Here is a 15,505-nt window from a genome sequence, read left to right as displayed (position 1 = left end):
GGCTTATACATGGCGCTGTACATCTGCTGTTTAGACAATATGTAAACGGTAACAAACTGGAGGGGACATACATGAGTAAGACGGTCATTGTATCTGGAGCAAGAACACCATTTGGAAAACTAGGCGGTGCTTTCAGTGGGTTGACTGCCGCAAAACTAGGCGGAAGGGCCATCAAGGCTGCGCTGGAAAGAGTGCAGGGATCACATCATGTGGATGAGGTCATCATGGGAAGTGTTTTGCAGGGAGGACAAGGTCAGATTCCTTCAAGGCAAGCAGCAAGATATGCTGATCTTCCGTGGTCCGTTCCGACGCAAACCATCAATAAAGTCTGTGCATCAGGAATGCGCAGTGTGAGCACAGCAGATCAAATCATCCGAGCTGGAGATGCGGAGGTCATCGTAGCGGGCGGTATGGAATCCATGTCACACGCCCCTTATTTGCTAAAAAAAGCGCGATGGGGCTACAAAATGGGAGATGGTGCGCTACAAGATGCGATGATTTTAGATGGATTAACCTGTTCGTTTACAGGCGTTCATATGGGTGAGTATGGGAGCATGGCTGCGAAGGAGTTCGGTATCACGCGGGAAGAGCAAGACCTTTGGGCATTAAGAAGTCATGAACGAGCGATCGAAGCGCAGAAAAACGGCTTTTTTCAGCATGAAATCACTCCCGTCACCGTCAAGACGAAAACGGGAGAGCGGCTGATGACAGAAGATGAATCCCCGCGTCGTGATACGTCATATGAACGGCTGTCAAAGCTCATGCCTGTTTTTGATCAAACGGGTACCATTACCGCTGGAAATGCACCAGGTGTCAATGATGGAGCAAGTGCGCTTCTTTTAATGAAAGACACATATGCAAAGCAGCATGACGTCAAGCCATTGGCAATCGTGCTTGGTCATACGCAGGTAGCTGTAGAGGCAAAGGATTTTCCGAAAACACCAGCCTTTGCTATCGAGAAAATTTTACAGAAAACAGGCAAGCGTCTAGAGGATATCGATCTATTTGAAATCAATGAGGCCTTCTCAGCTGTGGCGCTGGCATGTGAAAAAATAATCGGGCTGGACCGGCGGAAAATGAATATCAACGGTGGTGCAGTGGCGCTTGGTCATCCCATTGGAGCAAGCGGAACACGGATCATATTGACCTTGATTCATGCATTAAAACAAAGAGGCGGCGGTATTGGCATTGCGGCGATTTGCAGTGGAGGCGGTCAAGGAGATGCCATCATGATAAAGGTAGATTAAAAGGGAGGCGTTCATCGTCATGAGTACAGAAGAAACCGTCATGGTCGTTGGAGCTGGTCAAATGGGATCAGGCATTGCCCAAGTTTTTGCTCAGTCTGGCTACACAGTCCTGCTGCATGATGCATCTGAAAAGCAGATTCATCGAGCCATTTCCTCCATGACCAAACAACTGACGAAACGAGCAGAAAAAGGAAAGCTAGCCCATCAGGCAGTTCGAGATATTACGCAGCGGCTTGCCGTATCTACAGATTTAAAGGACGTGCAGCAGGCACGTTTAGTGATTGAAGCTGCATCTGAACAAATGAGTGTGAAAAAACAAATCTTTGAGACACTTGATCAATTTGCAGAGGCGAAGACGATATTTGCAACAAACACATCCTCCTTGTCGATCACAGAATTAGCAGCTGTTACGAGTAGACCGGAGCAAGTGATTGGCATGCATTTTATGAATCCGGTGCCTGTCATGAAACTCGTTGAGGTCATTCGAGCGCTGCAAACGAGTGACGACACGTATCAACTCGTTTGTGAAACAGCAAAGACATTAAACAAAACCCCAATTGAAGTGGAAGACTTCCCAGGGTTTGTATCAAACCGCATATTGATGCCAATGATCAATGAAGCCATTTACACCCTTTATGAAGGCGTGGCAGATGCAGAAAGCATTGACGGTGTCATGACGCTTGGAATGAATCACCCAATGGGGCCACTTCGTCTCGCTGATTTCATCGGACTAGATACATGTTTATTTATTATGAATACCCTTCATGAGGGACTTGGGGATAGCAAATATCGACCTTGTCCTCTTTTGAAAAAATACGTGAATGCAGGCTGGCTGGGCAAAAAGACAAAGAGAGGTTTTTACACATACCACGACCACTCATAGGGGGAGTCAAAATGGATGTTTTGCTTACGGATCAACAGCGACTCTGGAGAGAACAGGCAGCAGAATTTGCAAGACAGCGTATATTCCCTGAAGTGGAGGCCATGGAACAAGGTCAGTTCCCAAGAACACTTTTAGCAGAAATGGGACGAAAAGGCTTTCTGGGGATTCCAATACCAGCTTCGTTTCAAGGCTTAGGAGCAGATTTTACAACGTATATCATCGCCATTCATGAATTATCCAAAGTGAGTGCGACCATCGGTGTCATTGTGTCCGTTCATACATCTGTTGTGACGATGCCTATTTTGGCTTTTGGAACGAATGAGCAAAAAGAATCCTATGTTCCGCTGCTTGCATCTGGGCAGAAACTGGGAGCATTTTGCCTGACTGAACCGAAGGCAGGCTCAGATGCCTCCAGTATTCAGCTAAGGGCAAAGCGGGCAGACGACCATTATGTGTTAAATGGTACAAAAATGTTTATCACAAGCGGCGGGGAAGCAGAACTGTATCTTGTCTTTGCCGTGACAGATCCTGCTTCTGCGAAAAAAAATATATCGGCATTCATTGTCGAGAAAGATACACCAGGATTTACGATCGGAAAAGATGAGAAAAAGATGGGACTGCACGGGTCAAAAACCGTTACGCTTCATTTTGATGCTGTGCGGATTCCAAAACAGCAGCTGCTCGGTGCAGAAGGAGAGGGCTTTCACATAGCCATGTCTAGTTTAAATGCGGGGAGAATCGGTATCGCGGCTCAAAGCCTCGGCATTGCAGAAGCCGCATTAACTGAGGCAGTGACTTATTTAAAGCAGCACCCGGCAGGTCTAGAAACGACCATTCGGCTGGGTGATTTGGCAGCGAAGCTTGAAGCAGCCAAACTATTAGTCTATCAAGCGGCTTCTTATAAAGAGGCGAATCGTCCGGTCACAAAGGAAGCATCCATGGCAAAGCTATTTGCCTCAAGAACGGCAGTTGAGATCAGTACAGAAGTGATCCATTTGCTCGGCATGGATGGTTATTCGAATCGCTATCAAGCACAACGTTACTTTCGTGATGCGAAAGTTTGTGAAATCTATGAAGGAACAAGTGAAATTCAAAGGCTGGTCATTTGTAAACAGCTAATATGAAACGAGGTGGCTCATGATGCAGTTTCAATTAAGTGATGAACATGAAATGATTCAAAAAATGGTGAGGGATTTTGCGAAAAATGAAGTAGAGCCAACAGCAGCAGAGCGGGACGAGGCAGAAACGTATGATCCAACTATTTTTCGCCAAATGGCGGAGCTCGGTTTAACGGGCATTCCTTGGCCGGAAGAGGTAGGCGGGATCGGTAGTAATTATTTAGCCTACGTCATCGCAGTGGAGGAGCTTTCAAGAGTGTGCGCCTCTACAGGCGTCACCCTCTCCGCCCACACCTCTCTCGCCTCGTGGCCCATCTATACTTTCGGAACAGATGAACAAAAAGAGACCTATTTAAAGCCGCTTGCAGAAGGACAGAAGGTAGGGGCATATGCACTCACTGAGAGCGGTTCGGGTTCAGATGCCGGCGGAATGAAGACAACGGCAGTAAAGGCAGGCAATGAATACGTCCTGAACGGTGCGAAAATCTTTATTACAAATGGAGGCATTGCGGATTATTATATTGTGTTTGCTGTGACTGATCAAGAAGCTACATCTCGAAATACGACTGCCTTTATTGTAGAAAAAGAGACACCGGGCTTCTCTGTTGGCAAAAAGGAAAGCAAACTGGGCATTCGCTCATCGCCAACGACCGAAATTCGATTTGAAGATTGCCGGATTCATGAAAGGAACCGGCTCGGACAAGAAGGAGAAGGCTTTAAAATAGCGATGATGACCCTCGATGGCGGCAGAAACGGTATTGCTGCACAGGCTGTTGGGATTGCACAAGGCGCTCTTGATGCGGCAGTCGATTATGCGAAGGAGCGCAAGCAATTCGGCAAACCAATCATTCAGCAGCAAGGAATCGCGTTTAAGCTCGCAGATATGGCAACCGCAATTGAAGCCTCCAGGCTGCTCACTTATCAGGCAGCATGGCTCGAAACGAAAGGGCTCCCGTATGGAAAGGAATCAGCTATGTCCAAGCTCTTTGCTGGAGATACAGCTATGAAGGTAACAACAGAAGCCGTCCAAATCTTCGGCGGCTACGGCTATACAAAGGATTACCCAGTCGAACGATACATGCGTGATGCGAAAATCACCCAAATTTATGAAGGTACACAGGAAATCCAGCGCCTAGTCATCTCGCGCAAACTGCTAGATATGTAGAAACAAAGCAAAGACCACCTGATGTGAGGTGGTCTGTTTTGGTGCGAAAATTAGTCCTCAAATGTTAAATTATTTCCAAAATTGTCCCATGCCACCTTATCATTATGATAAAATTGGCAAAAGTATCAATATGGAGGTTTTCATGATGAACACAACATTTATGGGTATTTTAGGATTAGTCACAATGATCATTTGGATTATGGTCTCCACAGAGCTTTCAAAGTCTCCAAAAAAGAAGGAAGAAAAAGAAAACAGCCGCAGAAAACTATTTGTCCTCATGCCTGCGGGAATGGTATGTACGATTGCTATCGTGATCTTATTCATTCAGAGAATCCCGTTTTAAAATAGAGATGAACAAACTAAAAGACAAAAAGCATACCATACACAAAAGCCAGACCCATTTCATGCAGATGATGAGCCCCTTGAGAAAAAATCAAAAATTAACATGATTAAAGGTGGCATAAACTCCCCTAATTTGTTTATAATGAGAGGTATGGTTTGTCGTAAAAATAAGGGATAAACACTTATTATTTCACTGATAAATGGATACATACATGTAATAGAAAGGGAGTGTCTGACCTTGAGTTTGAAAGAATACTCACAGGAACAGCTCAAGCACATGTCTTTAGTTGAACTTGCTTATGAAATTTTCAGAGACAGCAAAACACCGATTACGTTTTCCGAGTTAATAGATGAAATGGTCCGTTTACAAGGAATACAAAAATCTGATCTTGATGATCGCCTTGCTCAATTTTATACAGACTTAAATATAGATGGCCGCTTTATTTCGTTAGGTGATCAGAGATGGGGACTTCGCAGCTGGTATCCAGTTGATCAAATCGAAGAAGAAGTTCAGCCAGCTGTGAAAACAAAAGCGAAAAAGAAAAAAACAAAAGCAGCTGTCGTTGAAGAAGACTTCGATGAAATTGAAGAGGAAGAGGAAATCGAAGAGCTTGAAGAAGACCTTGATCTTGTTGAAGACGACGATGATCTCGACCTAGACGATGATGAGGAAATTGAGGAAGATATAGAAGAATTCGACGAAGATGATGACGAAGATGATGACGGCTTAACAGAAATTGACGAAGACGATTTAGACGATAAAGAGGAAGAGAAATAACCCTCATAAACCGGTCCTCAAAACAGGACAAAACCGTCTTGACTTTCGAGAGCGAACTATGTAGTATGTATTTTGGGCTCTCTAAAAAGAGTACGTAAAGATACGTTCATTTACGCTCCCTTTCATTTATTTGAAAGGGAGCTTTCTTATTTTTCAAGAGATTTAGGGATACACTCTAAAAAGGATGAAGCTGTGCATGTCTAGTCATGCAAGGGTAAAAAAGAGAGGAGCATACGAAATGACAAAGTATATTTTTGTAACAGGAGGAGTTGTTTCCTCACTTGGAAAAGGGATCACGGCTGCCTCGTTAGGCCGCCTTCTGAAAAATAGAGGGATGGATGTCACCATTCAAAAATTCGATCCATATATCAACGTAGACCCAGGGACGATGAGTCCATATCAGCACGGTGAGGTTTTCGTCACAGATGACGGTGCTGAAACAGACCTTGATTTAGGTCACTATGAGCGCTTCATTGATATTAACTTAAATAAGTACAGCAACGTCACAACAGGTAAAATCTACTCTACTGTTCTGAAGAAAGAGCGCCGCGGTGACTATTTAGGCGGAACTGTACAGGTTATTCCCCATATTACAAATGAAATTAAAGATCGCGTGTACCGTGCCGGAAAAGAAACAGGTGCAGATGTGGTCATCACAGAAATCGGCGGAACAGTAGGAGACATCGAATCCCTTCCATTCCTAGAAGCGATTCGTCAAATGAAGAGTGACATTGGCCGTGAAAACGTCATGTACATTCATTGTACCCTTGTTCCTTACATTCGGGCAGCAGGTGAACTGAAAACAAAACCGACACAGCATAGTGTAAAAGAACTTCGCAGCCTTGGTATTCAGCCAAACGTTATTGTGGTCAGAACTGAAATGCCAATGACCCAGGACATGAAGGACAAAATTGCGTTATTCTGTGATATTGATACAAAAGCTGTTATCGAATGTCAGGATGCAGACACGCTGTACTCTATTCCGCTTGATTTACAAAAACAAGGACTAGACAAGCTTGTATGTGAACATATGAAACTTGATTGCCAAGATGCAGATATGACGGAGTGGACAGCGCTAGTCGATAAAGTGCAAAACCTCTCAAAACAAGTCACAATTGGTCTAGTAGGAAAATATGTTGAATTGCAAGATGCATACATTTCTGTCGTTGAATCACTTCGCCATGCTGGTTATGCATTTGATGCAGACGTTCAAATCAAATGGATCAATGCAGAAGAAGTGACAGCAGAAAATATGGCTGATTTCGCACAAGATGTCGATGGCATCATCGTTCCTGGAGGCTTCGGAGACCGCGGAGTGGAAGGGAAAATTATTGCTACACAATATGCCCGTGAAAACAAAGTGCCATTCTTCGGAATTTGCTTAGGAATGCAAGTTGCGTCAATCGAATATGCACGAAACGTACTTGGCCTTGAAGGAGCTCATTCAGCGGAAATTGATCCTGAAACAGCATTCCCAATTATTGACCTTCTTCCAGAACAGAAGGATGTAGATGATTTAGGCGGAACACTTCGTCTTGGTCTGTATCCATGTAAATTAAATGAAGACTCCAAAGCATTTGCTGCATACAACGATGAAGTGGTCTACGAACGCCACCGCCATCGCTATGAGTTTAATAATGAATTCAGACAGCAAATGGAAGCTGCAGGATTTGTCTTCTCTGGTACAAGCCCAGACGGACGTCTTGTTGAAATTATCGAGCTGAAGGATCATCCTTGGTTCCTTGCTTCTCAATTCCACCCAGAATTCGTCTCAAGACCGACAAGACCTCAGCCATTATTTAGAGATTTCGTTGGTGCTTCACTGCAAGCATCTGAATCAAAATAAAACAAAAAAACTGCCGAGAATATCATCTTCTCGGCAGTTTTTTTATTCATATTCCTCAACGATTTCTTTCACAGTAAACGATAGAGCGTGGTAGACGTATAAGCATGTCATTAAAGCAGGATAACCGAACCTTGTTCCGTCATCAGCGGGCACAAGCGGTTTCTTGAGCTGAAAATCAATATGGACATCACAAAGCTCTTCAATCATGGACGGCTCCTTTTGTGCCGGCCCGACACCAACAACGGGCGTCCCTTGCGCGTGCAGTTCTTTTACAAGAGATTGAATCTCCTCGTCTTCTGGGTCTGAATAAAATAGCAGCACTCTATCGCTTGGATGAAGCAAGCTGCGCTCCATTTGATCAAGTGGCAGCACTTTCGCACCTGGAAATGGCTCCTTGCTTTCAGTTGCCTCTAGGGCTACAGCAGCCAGTTCATTCTTCCCGTGAAAATAAACAGCATGTCCACTGACAATGGCTTGTGCAAGAAGGCGTGCACCATCCTCGATCGCTTCAGCCTGCTTTTCTCCAATACGTGAAAAAATACCTGATAACTGGGTCGTGAAAATTTTTAACAAGACTGATTTCCTCCTTCGGTCAGATCATTTTATAATAGAATATAAAGAGAATATTAGGAAAAATGCTCAGAAAATGTCGTAAAGTAAACTATTATAAATAAAGGAAATGTGAAAATCAAACAGAATTATTTAACAACAGCTCTTTTTATGGCGAAAAATGAAAGCAATGGGGTGTAACAGATGAATGAGAAAATTTTAATTGTCGATGATCAATATGGTATTAGAATATTATTGAATGAAGTGTTTCATAAAGAAGGCTATCAAACCTTCCAAGCAGCGAATGGACTTCAGGCGTTAGATATTGTGAAAAATCATAGACCAAACCTTGTGCTGCTTGATATGAAGATTCCCGGAATGGATGGAATTGAAATTTTAAAACGCATGAAATTAATTGATGAAGACATCCGTGTCATCATTATGACAGCCTATGGCGAATTAGACATGATCCAAGAATCCAAAGAACTCGGTGCTTTGACACACTTTGCAAAACCTTTTGATATTGATGAGATCCGAGACGCTGTCAAAGAATACTTACCGCTCGAAACAAACGGTTAGATGGAAATGATTGAATCGAGTCATTCTGTTGCCGATTTGTCGAATAATTGGTATCCTAGATAAGAAGAAGAAAGCGATCTGACTTTGAAAGTTTACATATGGCGAGAAATTCTGGTCATGCTAGGGTGGAGAGCTTTTTTTAGTAAGCAAATTAGCTACATAGGGAGGATTTTTCATCATGCCTTTAGTTTCAATGACAGAAATGTTGAAAGACGCAAAGGAAAAAGGTTACGCTGTTGGACAGTTTAACTTAAATAATTTAGAATTCACGCAAGCGATTTTACAAGCTGCTGAAGAAGAGAAATCTCCAGTTATCTTAGGAGTATCTGAAGGAGCAGGACGCTACATGGGCGGCTTCAAAACAGTTGTCGCAATGGTTAAAGCGTTAATCGAAGAATATAATGTAACAGTTCCTGTTGCGATTCATTTAGATCACGGTTCAAGCTTTGAATCTTGTGCAAAAGCAATCCATGCAGGATTTACTTCTGTCATGATCGACGCTTCTCACCATCCATTCGATGAGAACGTAGCAACAACTGCGAAAGTAGTTGAGCTTGCTCATTTCCACGGTGTATCTGTAGAAGCTGAGCTTGGAACTGTTGGCGGACAAGAAGACGACGTCATCGCTGAGGGCGTTATTTATGCTGATCCAAAAGAGTGCCAAGAGCTTGTAGAACGCACTGGTATTGACTGCCTTGCACCTGCATTAGGTTCAGTACATGGTCCATACAAAGGTGAACCAAACCTTGGTTTCACTGAAATGGAAGAAATTGGTAAAATGACAGGTCTTCCACTTGTTCTTCATGGCGGAACAGGTATCCCAACTGCTGACATCAAGCGCTCAATTTCACTTGGTACAGCTAAAATCAATGTAAACACTGAAAACCAAATTGCTTCTGCGAAAGCAGTACGCGAAACACTTGCTGCAAAAACAGAAGAGTATGATCCACGTAAATATCTTGGACCAGCTCGTGACGCAATTAAAGCGACTGTTATCGGCAAAATGCGTGAATTTGGTTCTTCTAACCAAGCATAATTTGATGAGAACCGAAAGCCGCCTGAGTCACAGGCGGTTTTCTCCATATCTTGAGAAAGCGCAATCAAAATTTACATTTCAGACAATTTATTGATAGGAGAGTGGCACGGTTATGTTATTTTTCGTAGATACAGCGAATATCGCAGACATCAAAGAGGCGCACGAGCTTGGCATTTTAGCAGGCGTCACAACAAACCCTAGTTTAGTAGCGAAAGAAAAGGACGTATCATTCCACGACCGTCTTCGCGAAATCACTGACGTGGTATCAGGTTCTGTCAGTGCGGAAGTCATTTCCCTCAAAGCAGAAGAAATGATTGAAGAAGGAAAAGAGCTTGCTGCCATTGCACCAAATATCACGGTTAAAATCCCAATGACAACAGATGGTCTTAAAGCTGTCAAAGCGTTAACAGACCTTGGAATCAAAACAAACGTTACTTTGATTTTTAGTGCAAACCAGGCACTTCTTGCAGCTAGAGCTGGTGCGACGTATGTCTCTCCATTCCTCGGCCGCTTAGATGACATTGGCCAAAATGGTCTCGATCTCATCAGCGAAGTGAAAACCATTTTTGATGTTCATGGCTTAGATACACAAATCATTGCTGCATCCATTCGTCATCCGCAGCACGTGACAGAAGCTGCACTTAGAGGTGCTCATATCGGCACAATGCCGCTGAAAGTCATCAAGCAGCTGACGAAACACCCATTAACGGATGCGGGCATTGAGCAATTTTTAGCAGATTGGAATAAATAAGTGATTGTGGCAGGCGGGATTGTCTCCTGTTTGCCGCAGTTTTCCTTAAAAACGCTAAGAAATGTTTTGTGCAAAGAAGAGAACATCACAGCCTCGCAAAGCTTCGATTATTTTTCTTCCGACAAATTTCGTTTAACCTGTATTCTTTCTCTTGATATTGGCTAAATTTTGGACAAGACCTTTTAAAGCGCGACATCCACAAACAGTATAACTCCAACAGTGATCTTCTTTAAGAAGGGAGACAAATATGGAAAAGTTAAACATTGCCGGCGGTGACCCCTTACGCGGGACCGTACATATTAGTGGTGCGAAAAATAGTGCAGTGGCACTGATTCCTGCCACGATTCTCGCTGATTCTCCAGTAACGATTGAGGGCCTTCCGCATATTTCAGATATTGACACATTACGAGATCTGTTAGAAGAGATTGGCGGAAAGGTCACGTTTGAAAAAGGTGAAATGGTTGTCAATCCTGCTTCCATGATCAGTATGCCTCTTCCTAATGGGAAAGTGAAGAAACTGCGTGCGTCTTATTATTTAATGGGCGCTATGCTGGGAAGATTCAAGCAGGCTGTCATTGGGCTGCCAGGAGGGTGCCACTTAGGACCTAGGCCGATCGATCAGCATATCAAAGGCTTTGAAGCACTCGGAGCCGAGGTGACAAACGAGCAGGGTGCCATTTATTTGCGCGCTGAAAAATTAGTCGGAGCCCGTATTTACCTTGATGTGGTCAGTGTAGGTGCGACCATCAATATCATGCTGGCAGCCGTACTGGCTGAAGGAAAAACGGTCATTGAAAATGCCGCAAAAGAACCCGAAATTATTGATGTAGCGACACTGCTTGCAAGCATGGGAGCCAAAATCAAAGGTGCGGGTACTGATGTGATTCGAATCGAAGGTGTAGAATCTCTTCATGGCTGTAAGCATTCCATCATCCCTGACCGTATAGAAGCAGGCACATTTTTAATTGCTGGTGCTGCGATGGGAGATGAAGTTGTACTTGATAATGTGATCCCAACTCATTTAGAATCAATTACGGCGAAACTTAGAGAGATGGGGTTCACCATTGAAACGAGCAACGATCAAATGCTGATCGTTGGCAGAAACGAAGGGCTCAAGCCTGTCGATATCAAAACCCTTGTGTATCCGGGCTTTCCGACGGACCTTCAGCAGCCGATGACGGCGCTGTTAACAAAGGCGAAAGGCACGAGTGTGGTCACAGATACGATCTACTCAGCCCGCTTTAAGCACATTGACGAATTGCGTCGAATGGGTGCAAACATGAAGGTCGAAGGAAGATCTGCCATTATCACTGGACAAACGCAGCTTCAAGGAGCAAAGGTGAAAGCAAGTGACCTGCGTGCAGGTGCTTGTCTCGTTGTTGCAGGGCTAATGGCAGACGGTGTGACCGAAATCACAGGGCTTGAACATATAGACAGAGGATATAGTTTGCTTGAGAAGAAGCTTGAAGGCTTGGGTGCAACCATCTGGCGTGAAAAGCTGAGTGACCAAGAAATAGAAGAACTTCAAAATTCATAAGGCTTTGACTGTGAGAGGAGATTTGGACAAAAATGGAAAGAAGTTTATCGATGGAACTAGTACGGGTGACAGAAGCAGCCGCATTAAAATCTGCTCGTTGGATGGGAAGAGGATTAAAAGACGAAGCGGATGATGCTGCAACAAGTGCAATGCGTGATGTATTTGATACCATTCCGATGAAAGGAACAGTGGTCATTGGCGAGGGGGAAATGGACGAAGCACCAATGCTTTATATTGGGGAAAAGCTTGGGAACGGATACGGACCTCGCGTGGATGTAGCTGTTGATCCATTAGAAGGAACAAATATTGTGGCAAGTGGCGGCTGGAATGCCTTAGCTGTTATTGCAGTTGCAGATCATGGCAACTTGCTGAATGCACCTGATATGTACATGGATAAGATCGCAGTAGGTCCAGAAGCGGTAGGCTGCATCGACATTGAAGCGCCTGTCATTGACAATCTTCGCGCTGTAGCAAAAGCAAAAAACAAAGATATTGAAGATGTGGTTGCAACGATTTTAAACAGAGATCGACATGAGAAAATCATTGCTGAACTGAGAGAAGCAGGAGCAAGAATCAAACTGATCGATGATGGTGACGTTGCAGGAGCCATTAATACAGCATTTGATCATACAGGTGTTGATATTCTATTTGGTTCAGGCGGAGCGCCCGAAGGTGTCCTTTCTGCTGTTGCGTTAAAGGCACTTGGTGGTGAAATCCACGGAAGGCTTCTTCCTCAAAGTGAAGAAGAACTAAGACGCTGTGAGAAAATGGGGCTAGATGTTGGCAAAGTCCTAAGAATGGAAGACCTCGTGAAAGGCGACGACGCCATTTTTGCAGCGACTGGTGTAACAGACGGTGAGCTATTAAAAGGTGTTCAATTCAAAGGCTCTGTTGGAACAACACATAGCGTTGTCATGCGTGCGAAATCAGGTACAGTTCGTTTCGTAGACGGCAGACATAGCTTAAAGAAAAAACCGAATCTTGTCATTCGTCCGTAATCTGAAAGCGGGTATTTATTACCCGCTTTTCATATAGGTGTCAAATGTATATCATTTTCTTTTTAAAGTTGAATATTCTCTGCAAATGAGGTAAAACTAAAGAGTGCTGCGAAATTTTCTGCGAATTTACTTCTTTTAAGCTTCAACAAGTTTAAATACTGCCGCATCATGACGATATACTCATTATCCTTCTCTATGTTGACAAAGCTCGAGTTCACATTGTTCCTATCTTTACGATAAAACGAGTGGGAGCGTTACCATGAGAGCGAGGTCATTCCAACAAAAACGGAATTAAAAGCTAATCAAATACAATGGTCATGCATTTGTAATGAAATACATTGACTAGAAAAGTGTGGTGTCCATATTGAAAGATGTTTCGATTTCATCTTTGGAAAATATGAAATTAAAAGAGCTGTATGAGCTAGCAAAAAAGTACAAAATCTCTTATTACAGCAAACTAACAAAAAAAGAATTAATCTTTGCCATCTTAAAGGCGAACGCTGAGCAAGAGGATCTCTTATTTATGGAAGGGGTTCTTGAAATTATTCAGTCTGAGGGATTTGGTTTCTTAAGACCAATTAACTACTCCCCAAGTTCTGAAGACATTTATATTTCAGCTTCACAAATCAGACGCTTTGATTTACGAAACGGAGATAAGGTGTCTGGAAAGGTACGACCTCCAAAAGAGAATGAACGCTACTATGGCCTCCTTCATGTCGAAGCGGTAAATGGGGACGACCCAGAATCAGCTAAGGAACGTGTTCACTTTCCTGCACTCACGCCGCTATTCCCTGATCGTCAAATGATTCTTGAAACACAGCCTAATCACCTGTCTACTAGAATTATGGATATGATGGCGCCAGTTGGGTTTGGGCAGCGTGGTTTAATTGTTGCACCGCCTAAGGCTGGGAAAACCATTTTGCTCAAAGAAATTGCCAACAGCATTTCTGAAAATCATCCAGAGTCAGAGCTGATTGTCCTTTTAATTGACGAACGCCCAGAGGAAGTAACAGATATCGAACGTTCTGTTGCAGGGGATGTTGTTAGTTCAACCTTTGACGAAGTACCGGAAAACCACATTAAAGTAGCAGAGCTTGTATTAGAGCGTGCCATGCGTCTTGTCGAACATAAGAAAGATGTCATCATCTTAATGGACAGCATCACAAGGCTTGCTCGTGCGTACAACCTTGTCATCCCGCCAAGCGGCCGAACGCTTTCCGGCGGTATTGATCCAGCGGCTTTCCACCGTCCAAAACGCTTCTTTGGTGCTGCGCGTAACATTGAAGAAGGCGGAAGCTTGACGATTTTAGCCACTGCGCTCGTTGATACGGGATCACGTATGGATGATGTGATTTATGAGGAATTTAAGGGAACGGGGAACATGGAGCTTCATTTGGACCGCTCTCTTGCAGAAAGAAGAATTTTCCCAGCAATCGACATTCGTCGTTCTGGTACGAGAAAAGAAGAACTGCTTGTACCAAAAGAGCATCTTGATCGTTTATGGGCGATGAGAAAATCGATGTCAGATACACCTGACTTTGCTGAGAAGTTCATGCGCAAAATGAGAAAAACAAAGACAAACCAAGAATTTTTCGATATTTTAACGCAAGAATGGAAACAAGCGAACATGTCTGCATCAAGAAGATAGCTTGTTGAAAAAATACATTTGCAATCATAGACTCACACTGTTATAATTTCATCATGTGCGTTTCAGAATTTATTCTGAGATATTAACTCTGTTTCCGAATTGGATTCAGGGCGGAAGGAGATGACAGTAGATGAAAACAGGAATTCATCCTAACTACAAAAAAGCTACAGTCAAATGCGCTTGTGGAAATGAGTTTGAAACTGGATCAGTAAAAGAAGAGGTACGCATCGAGATTTGCTCTGAGTGCCATCCTTTCTATACAGGCCGTCAAAAATTCGCTTCTGCTGATGGACGTGTTGACCGCTTTAACAAAAAATACGGTCTTAAGTAATAATAGATACAATAAACAGGCAGGAATCCGTTCTTGCCTGTTTTTTTACGTGGATTGATGGAACTTTAAAACGGGGGAGAAGACCTTATGTATGTGATGAAACAAAGCGGTTGGCTTGAAGTCATCTGCGGAAGTATGTTTTCTGGAAAGTCGGAAGAATTGATTCGGAGAGCCAAAAGGGCCACCTTTGCCAAACAAGAAGTAAAAATATTCAAACCAGCGATTGATAACCGATATAGTACAAGCTCAGTTGTTTCACATAACGGTTCATCGGTCGATGGGATTGCAGTAGCCTCACCAAAAGACATAATAACGCACATATCAGAAAGAACCGATGTCATTGGCATAGATGAGGTGCAATTTTTTGATGAGACAATCATTGACATTGTCACTCAATTGGCTGATAAAGGTTACCGAGTCATTGTTGCAGGCCTTGATCAAGACTTCAGAGGAGAGCCATTTGGTGTTGTTCCGCATTTAATGGCATGTGCAGAGCTTGTAACAAAACTTCAAGCAGTTTGTTCGGTATGCGGCTCCCCAGCGAGTAGAACACAACGCTTGATCGACGGTAAACCCGCATCCTATGATGATCCCATTATTTTAGTAGGTGCGCAGGAATCATACGAAGCACGATGCAGACATCACCATGAAGTACCAAGACTTGACGTTGGTACAACACTTGACAATTAAAAAAATA

The 15,505-nt window shown here is 43.5% G+C and carries 16 protein-coding genes; 15 read left to right on the top strand and 1 reads right to left on the bottom strand.

The features are described 5' to 3' along the window. Positions 1-71 precede the first annotated feature (71 nt). The 7 genes from MKZ05_RS16960 (at position 72) to pyrG (ending at position 7,379) form a co-directional block, all read left to right on the top strand. Positions 72-1,247, top strand: a complete 1,176-nt coding sequence (locus MKZ05_RS16960) for an acetyl-CoA C-acetyltransferase (RefSeq protein WP_339160629.1) — start codon at positions 72-74, stop codon at positions 1,245-1,247. A gap of 19 nt (positions 1,248-1,266) precedes the next feature. Further along, positions 1,267-2,130, top strand: coding sequence for a 3-hydroxybutyryl-CoA dehydrogenase (locus MKZ05_RS16955; RefSeq protein WP_003214728.1), 864 nt, complete (start codon positions 1,267-1,269; stop codon positions 2,128-2,130). Positions 2,131-2,141: 11 nt separating this feature from the next. Beyond that, positions 2,142-3,254, top strand: coding sequence for an acyl-CoA dehydrogenase family protein (locus MKZ05_RS16950; protein WP_339160626.1), 1,113 nt, complete (start codon positions 2,142-2,144; stop codon positions 3,252-3,254). Between the two features lie 16 nt (positions 3,255-3,270). Further along, on the top strand, positions 3,271-4,413 hold the full coding sequence (locus MKZ05_RS16945) for an acyl-CoA dehydrogenase (protein ID WP_339160625.1): 1,143 nt from the start codon (positions 3,271-3,273) through the stop codon (positions 4,411-4,413). Between the two features lie 145 nt (positions 4,414-4,558). Then, positions 4,559-4,756, top strand: coding sequence for a hypothetical protein (locus MKZ05_RS16940; protein WP_050944448.1), 198 nt, complete (start codon positions 4,559-4,561; stop codon positions 4,754-4,756). 237 nt (positions 4,757-4,993) lie between these two features. Next, positions 4,994-5,533 carry a DNA-directed RNA polymerase subunit delta gene (rpoE, locus tag MKZ05_RS16935; protein ID WP_003214586.1) on the top strand — a complete coding sequence of 180 codons (540 nt, stop codon included), beginning with the start codon at positions 4,994-4,996 and terminating at the stop codon, positions 5,531-5,533. Positions 5,534-5,771: 238 nt separating this feature from the next. Further along, entirely contained in the window at positions 5,772-7,379 is a 1,608-nt protein-coding gene (gene pyrG / locus MKZ05_RS16930) for a CTP synthase (glutamine hydrolyzing) (protein WP_003215143.1), read from the top strand. A gap of 42 nt (positions 7,380-7,421) precedes the next feature. Here the strand turns inward: pyrG and MKZ05_RS16925 are convergent, their stop codons facing one another. Continuing rightward, positions 7,422-7,952 (bottom strand): DUF2529 domain-containing protein, encoded by a 531-nt coding sequence (locus tag MKZ05_RS16925; protein WP_050944447.1) that lies wholly within the window; start codon positions 7,950-7,952, stop codon positions 7,422-7,424. Between the two features lie 180 nt (positions 7,953-8,132). On the opposite strand from MKZ05_RS16925, the gene MKZ05_RS16920 reads away from it, so the two are divergent. From MKZ05_RS16920 to MKZ05_RS16885, 8 genes are all read left to right on the top strand, one after another. Beyond that, positions 8,133-8,507 carry a response regulator gene (locus MKZ05_RS16920; RefSeq protein WP_003214681.1) on the top strand — a complete coding sequence of 125 codons (375 nt, stop codon included), beginning with the start codon at positions 8,133-8,135 and terminating at the stop codon, positions 8,505-8,507. A gap of 178 nt (positions 8,508-8,685) precedes the next feature. After that, entirely contained in the window at positions 8,686-9,543 is an 858-nt protein-coding gene (locus tag MKZ05_RS16915) for a class II fructose-bisphosphate aldolase (protein WP_003214879.1), read from the top strand. 112 nt (positions 9,544-9,655) lie between these two features. After that, positions 9,656-10,294 (top strand): fructose-6-phosphate aldolase, encoded by a 639-nt coding sequence (gene fsa / locus MKZ05_RS16910; protein ID WP_003215343.1) that lies wholly within the window; start codon positions 9,656-9,658, stop codon positions 10,292-10,294. Between the two features lie 247 nt (positions 10,295-10,541). Then, positions 10,542-11,831 (top strand): UDP-N-acetylglucosamine 1-carboxyvinyltransferase, encoded by a 1,290-nt coding sequence (locus tag MKZ05_RS16905; protein WP_003214820.1) that lies wholly within the window; start codon positions 10,542-10,544, stop codon positions 11,829-11,831. A 32-nt stretch (positions 11,832-11,863) separates the two neighbouring features. Then, positions 11,864-12,829 (top strand): class II fructose-bisphosphatase, encoded by a 966-nt coding sequence (gene glpX / locus MKZ05_RS16900; protein WP_003214904.1) that lies wholly within the window; start codon positions 11,864-11,866, stop codon positions 12,827-12,829. A 364-nt stretch (positions 12,830-13,193) separates the two neighbouring features. After that, on the top strand, positions 13,194-14,477 hold the full coding sequence (gene rho, locus MKZ05_RS16895; protein WP_003215202.1) for a transcription termination factor Rho: 1,284 nt from the start codon (positions 13,194-13,196) through the stop codon (positions 14,475-14,477). Between the two features lie 130 nt (positions 14,478-14,607). Further along, positions 14,608-14,808, top strand: coding sequence for a 50S ribosomal protein L31 (gene rpmE / locus MKZ05_RS16890; RefSeq protein ID WP_003215407.1), 201 nt, complete (start codon positions 14,608-14,610; stop codon positions 14,806-14,808). Positions 14,809-14,895: 87 nt separating this feature from the next. Next, on the top strand, positions 14,896-15,498 hold the full coding sequence (locus MKZ05_RS16885) for a thymidine kinase (RefSeq protein WP_003214626.1): 603 nt from the start codon (positions 14,896-14,898) through the stop codon (positions 15,496-15,498). Positions 15,499-15,505: the final 7 nt, after the last annotated feature.

Origin of the sequence: Bacillus sp. FSL M8-0277 (assembly GCF_037975305.1) — a bacterium.
GTDB lineage: Bacteria > Bacillota > Bacilli > Bacillales > Bacillaceae > Bacillus > Bacillus pumilus.
Note: the sequence above shows the minus strand (reverse complement) of the source record. Positions and strands in the feature narration are given on the sequence as shown.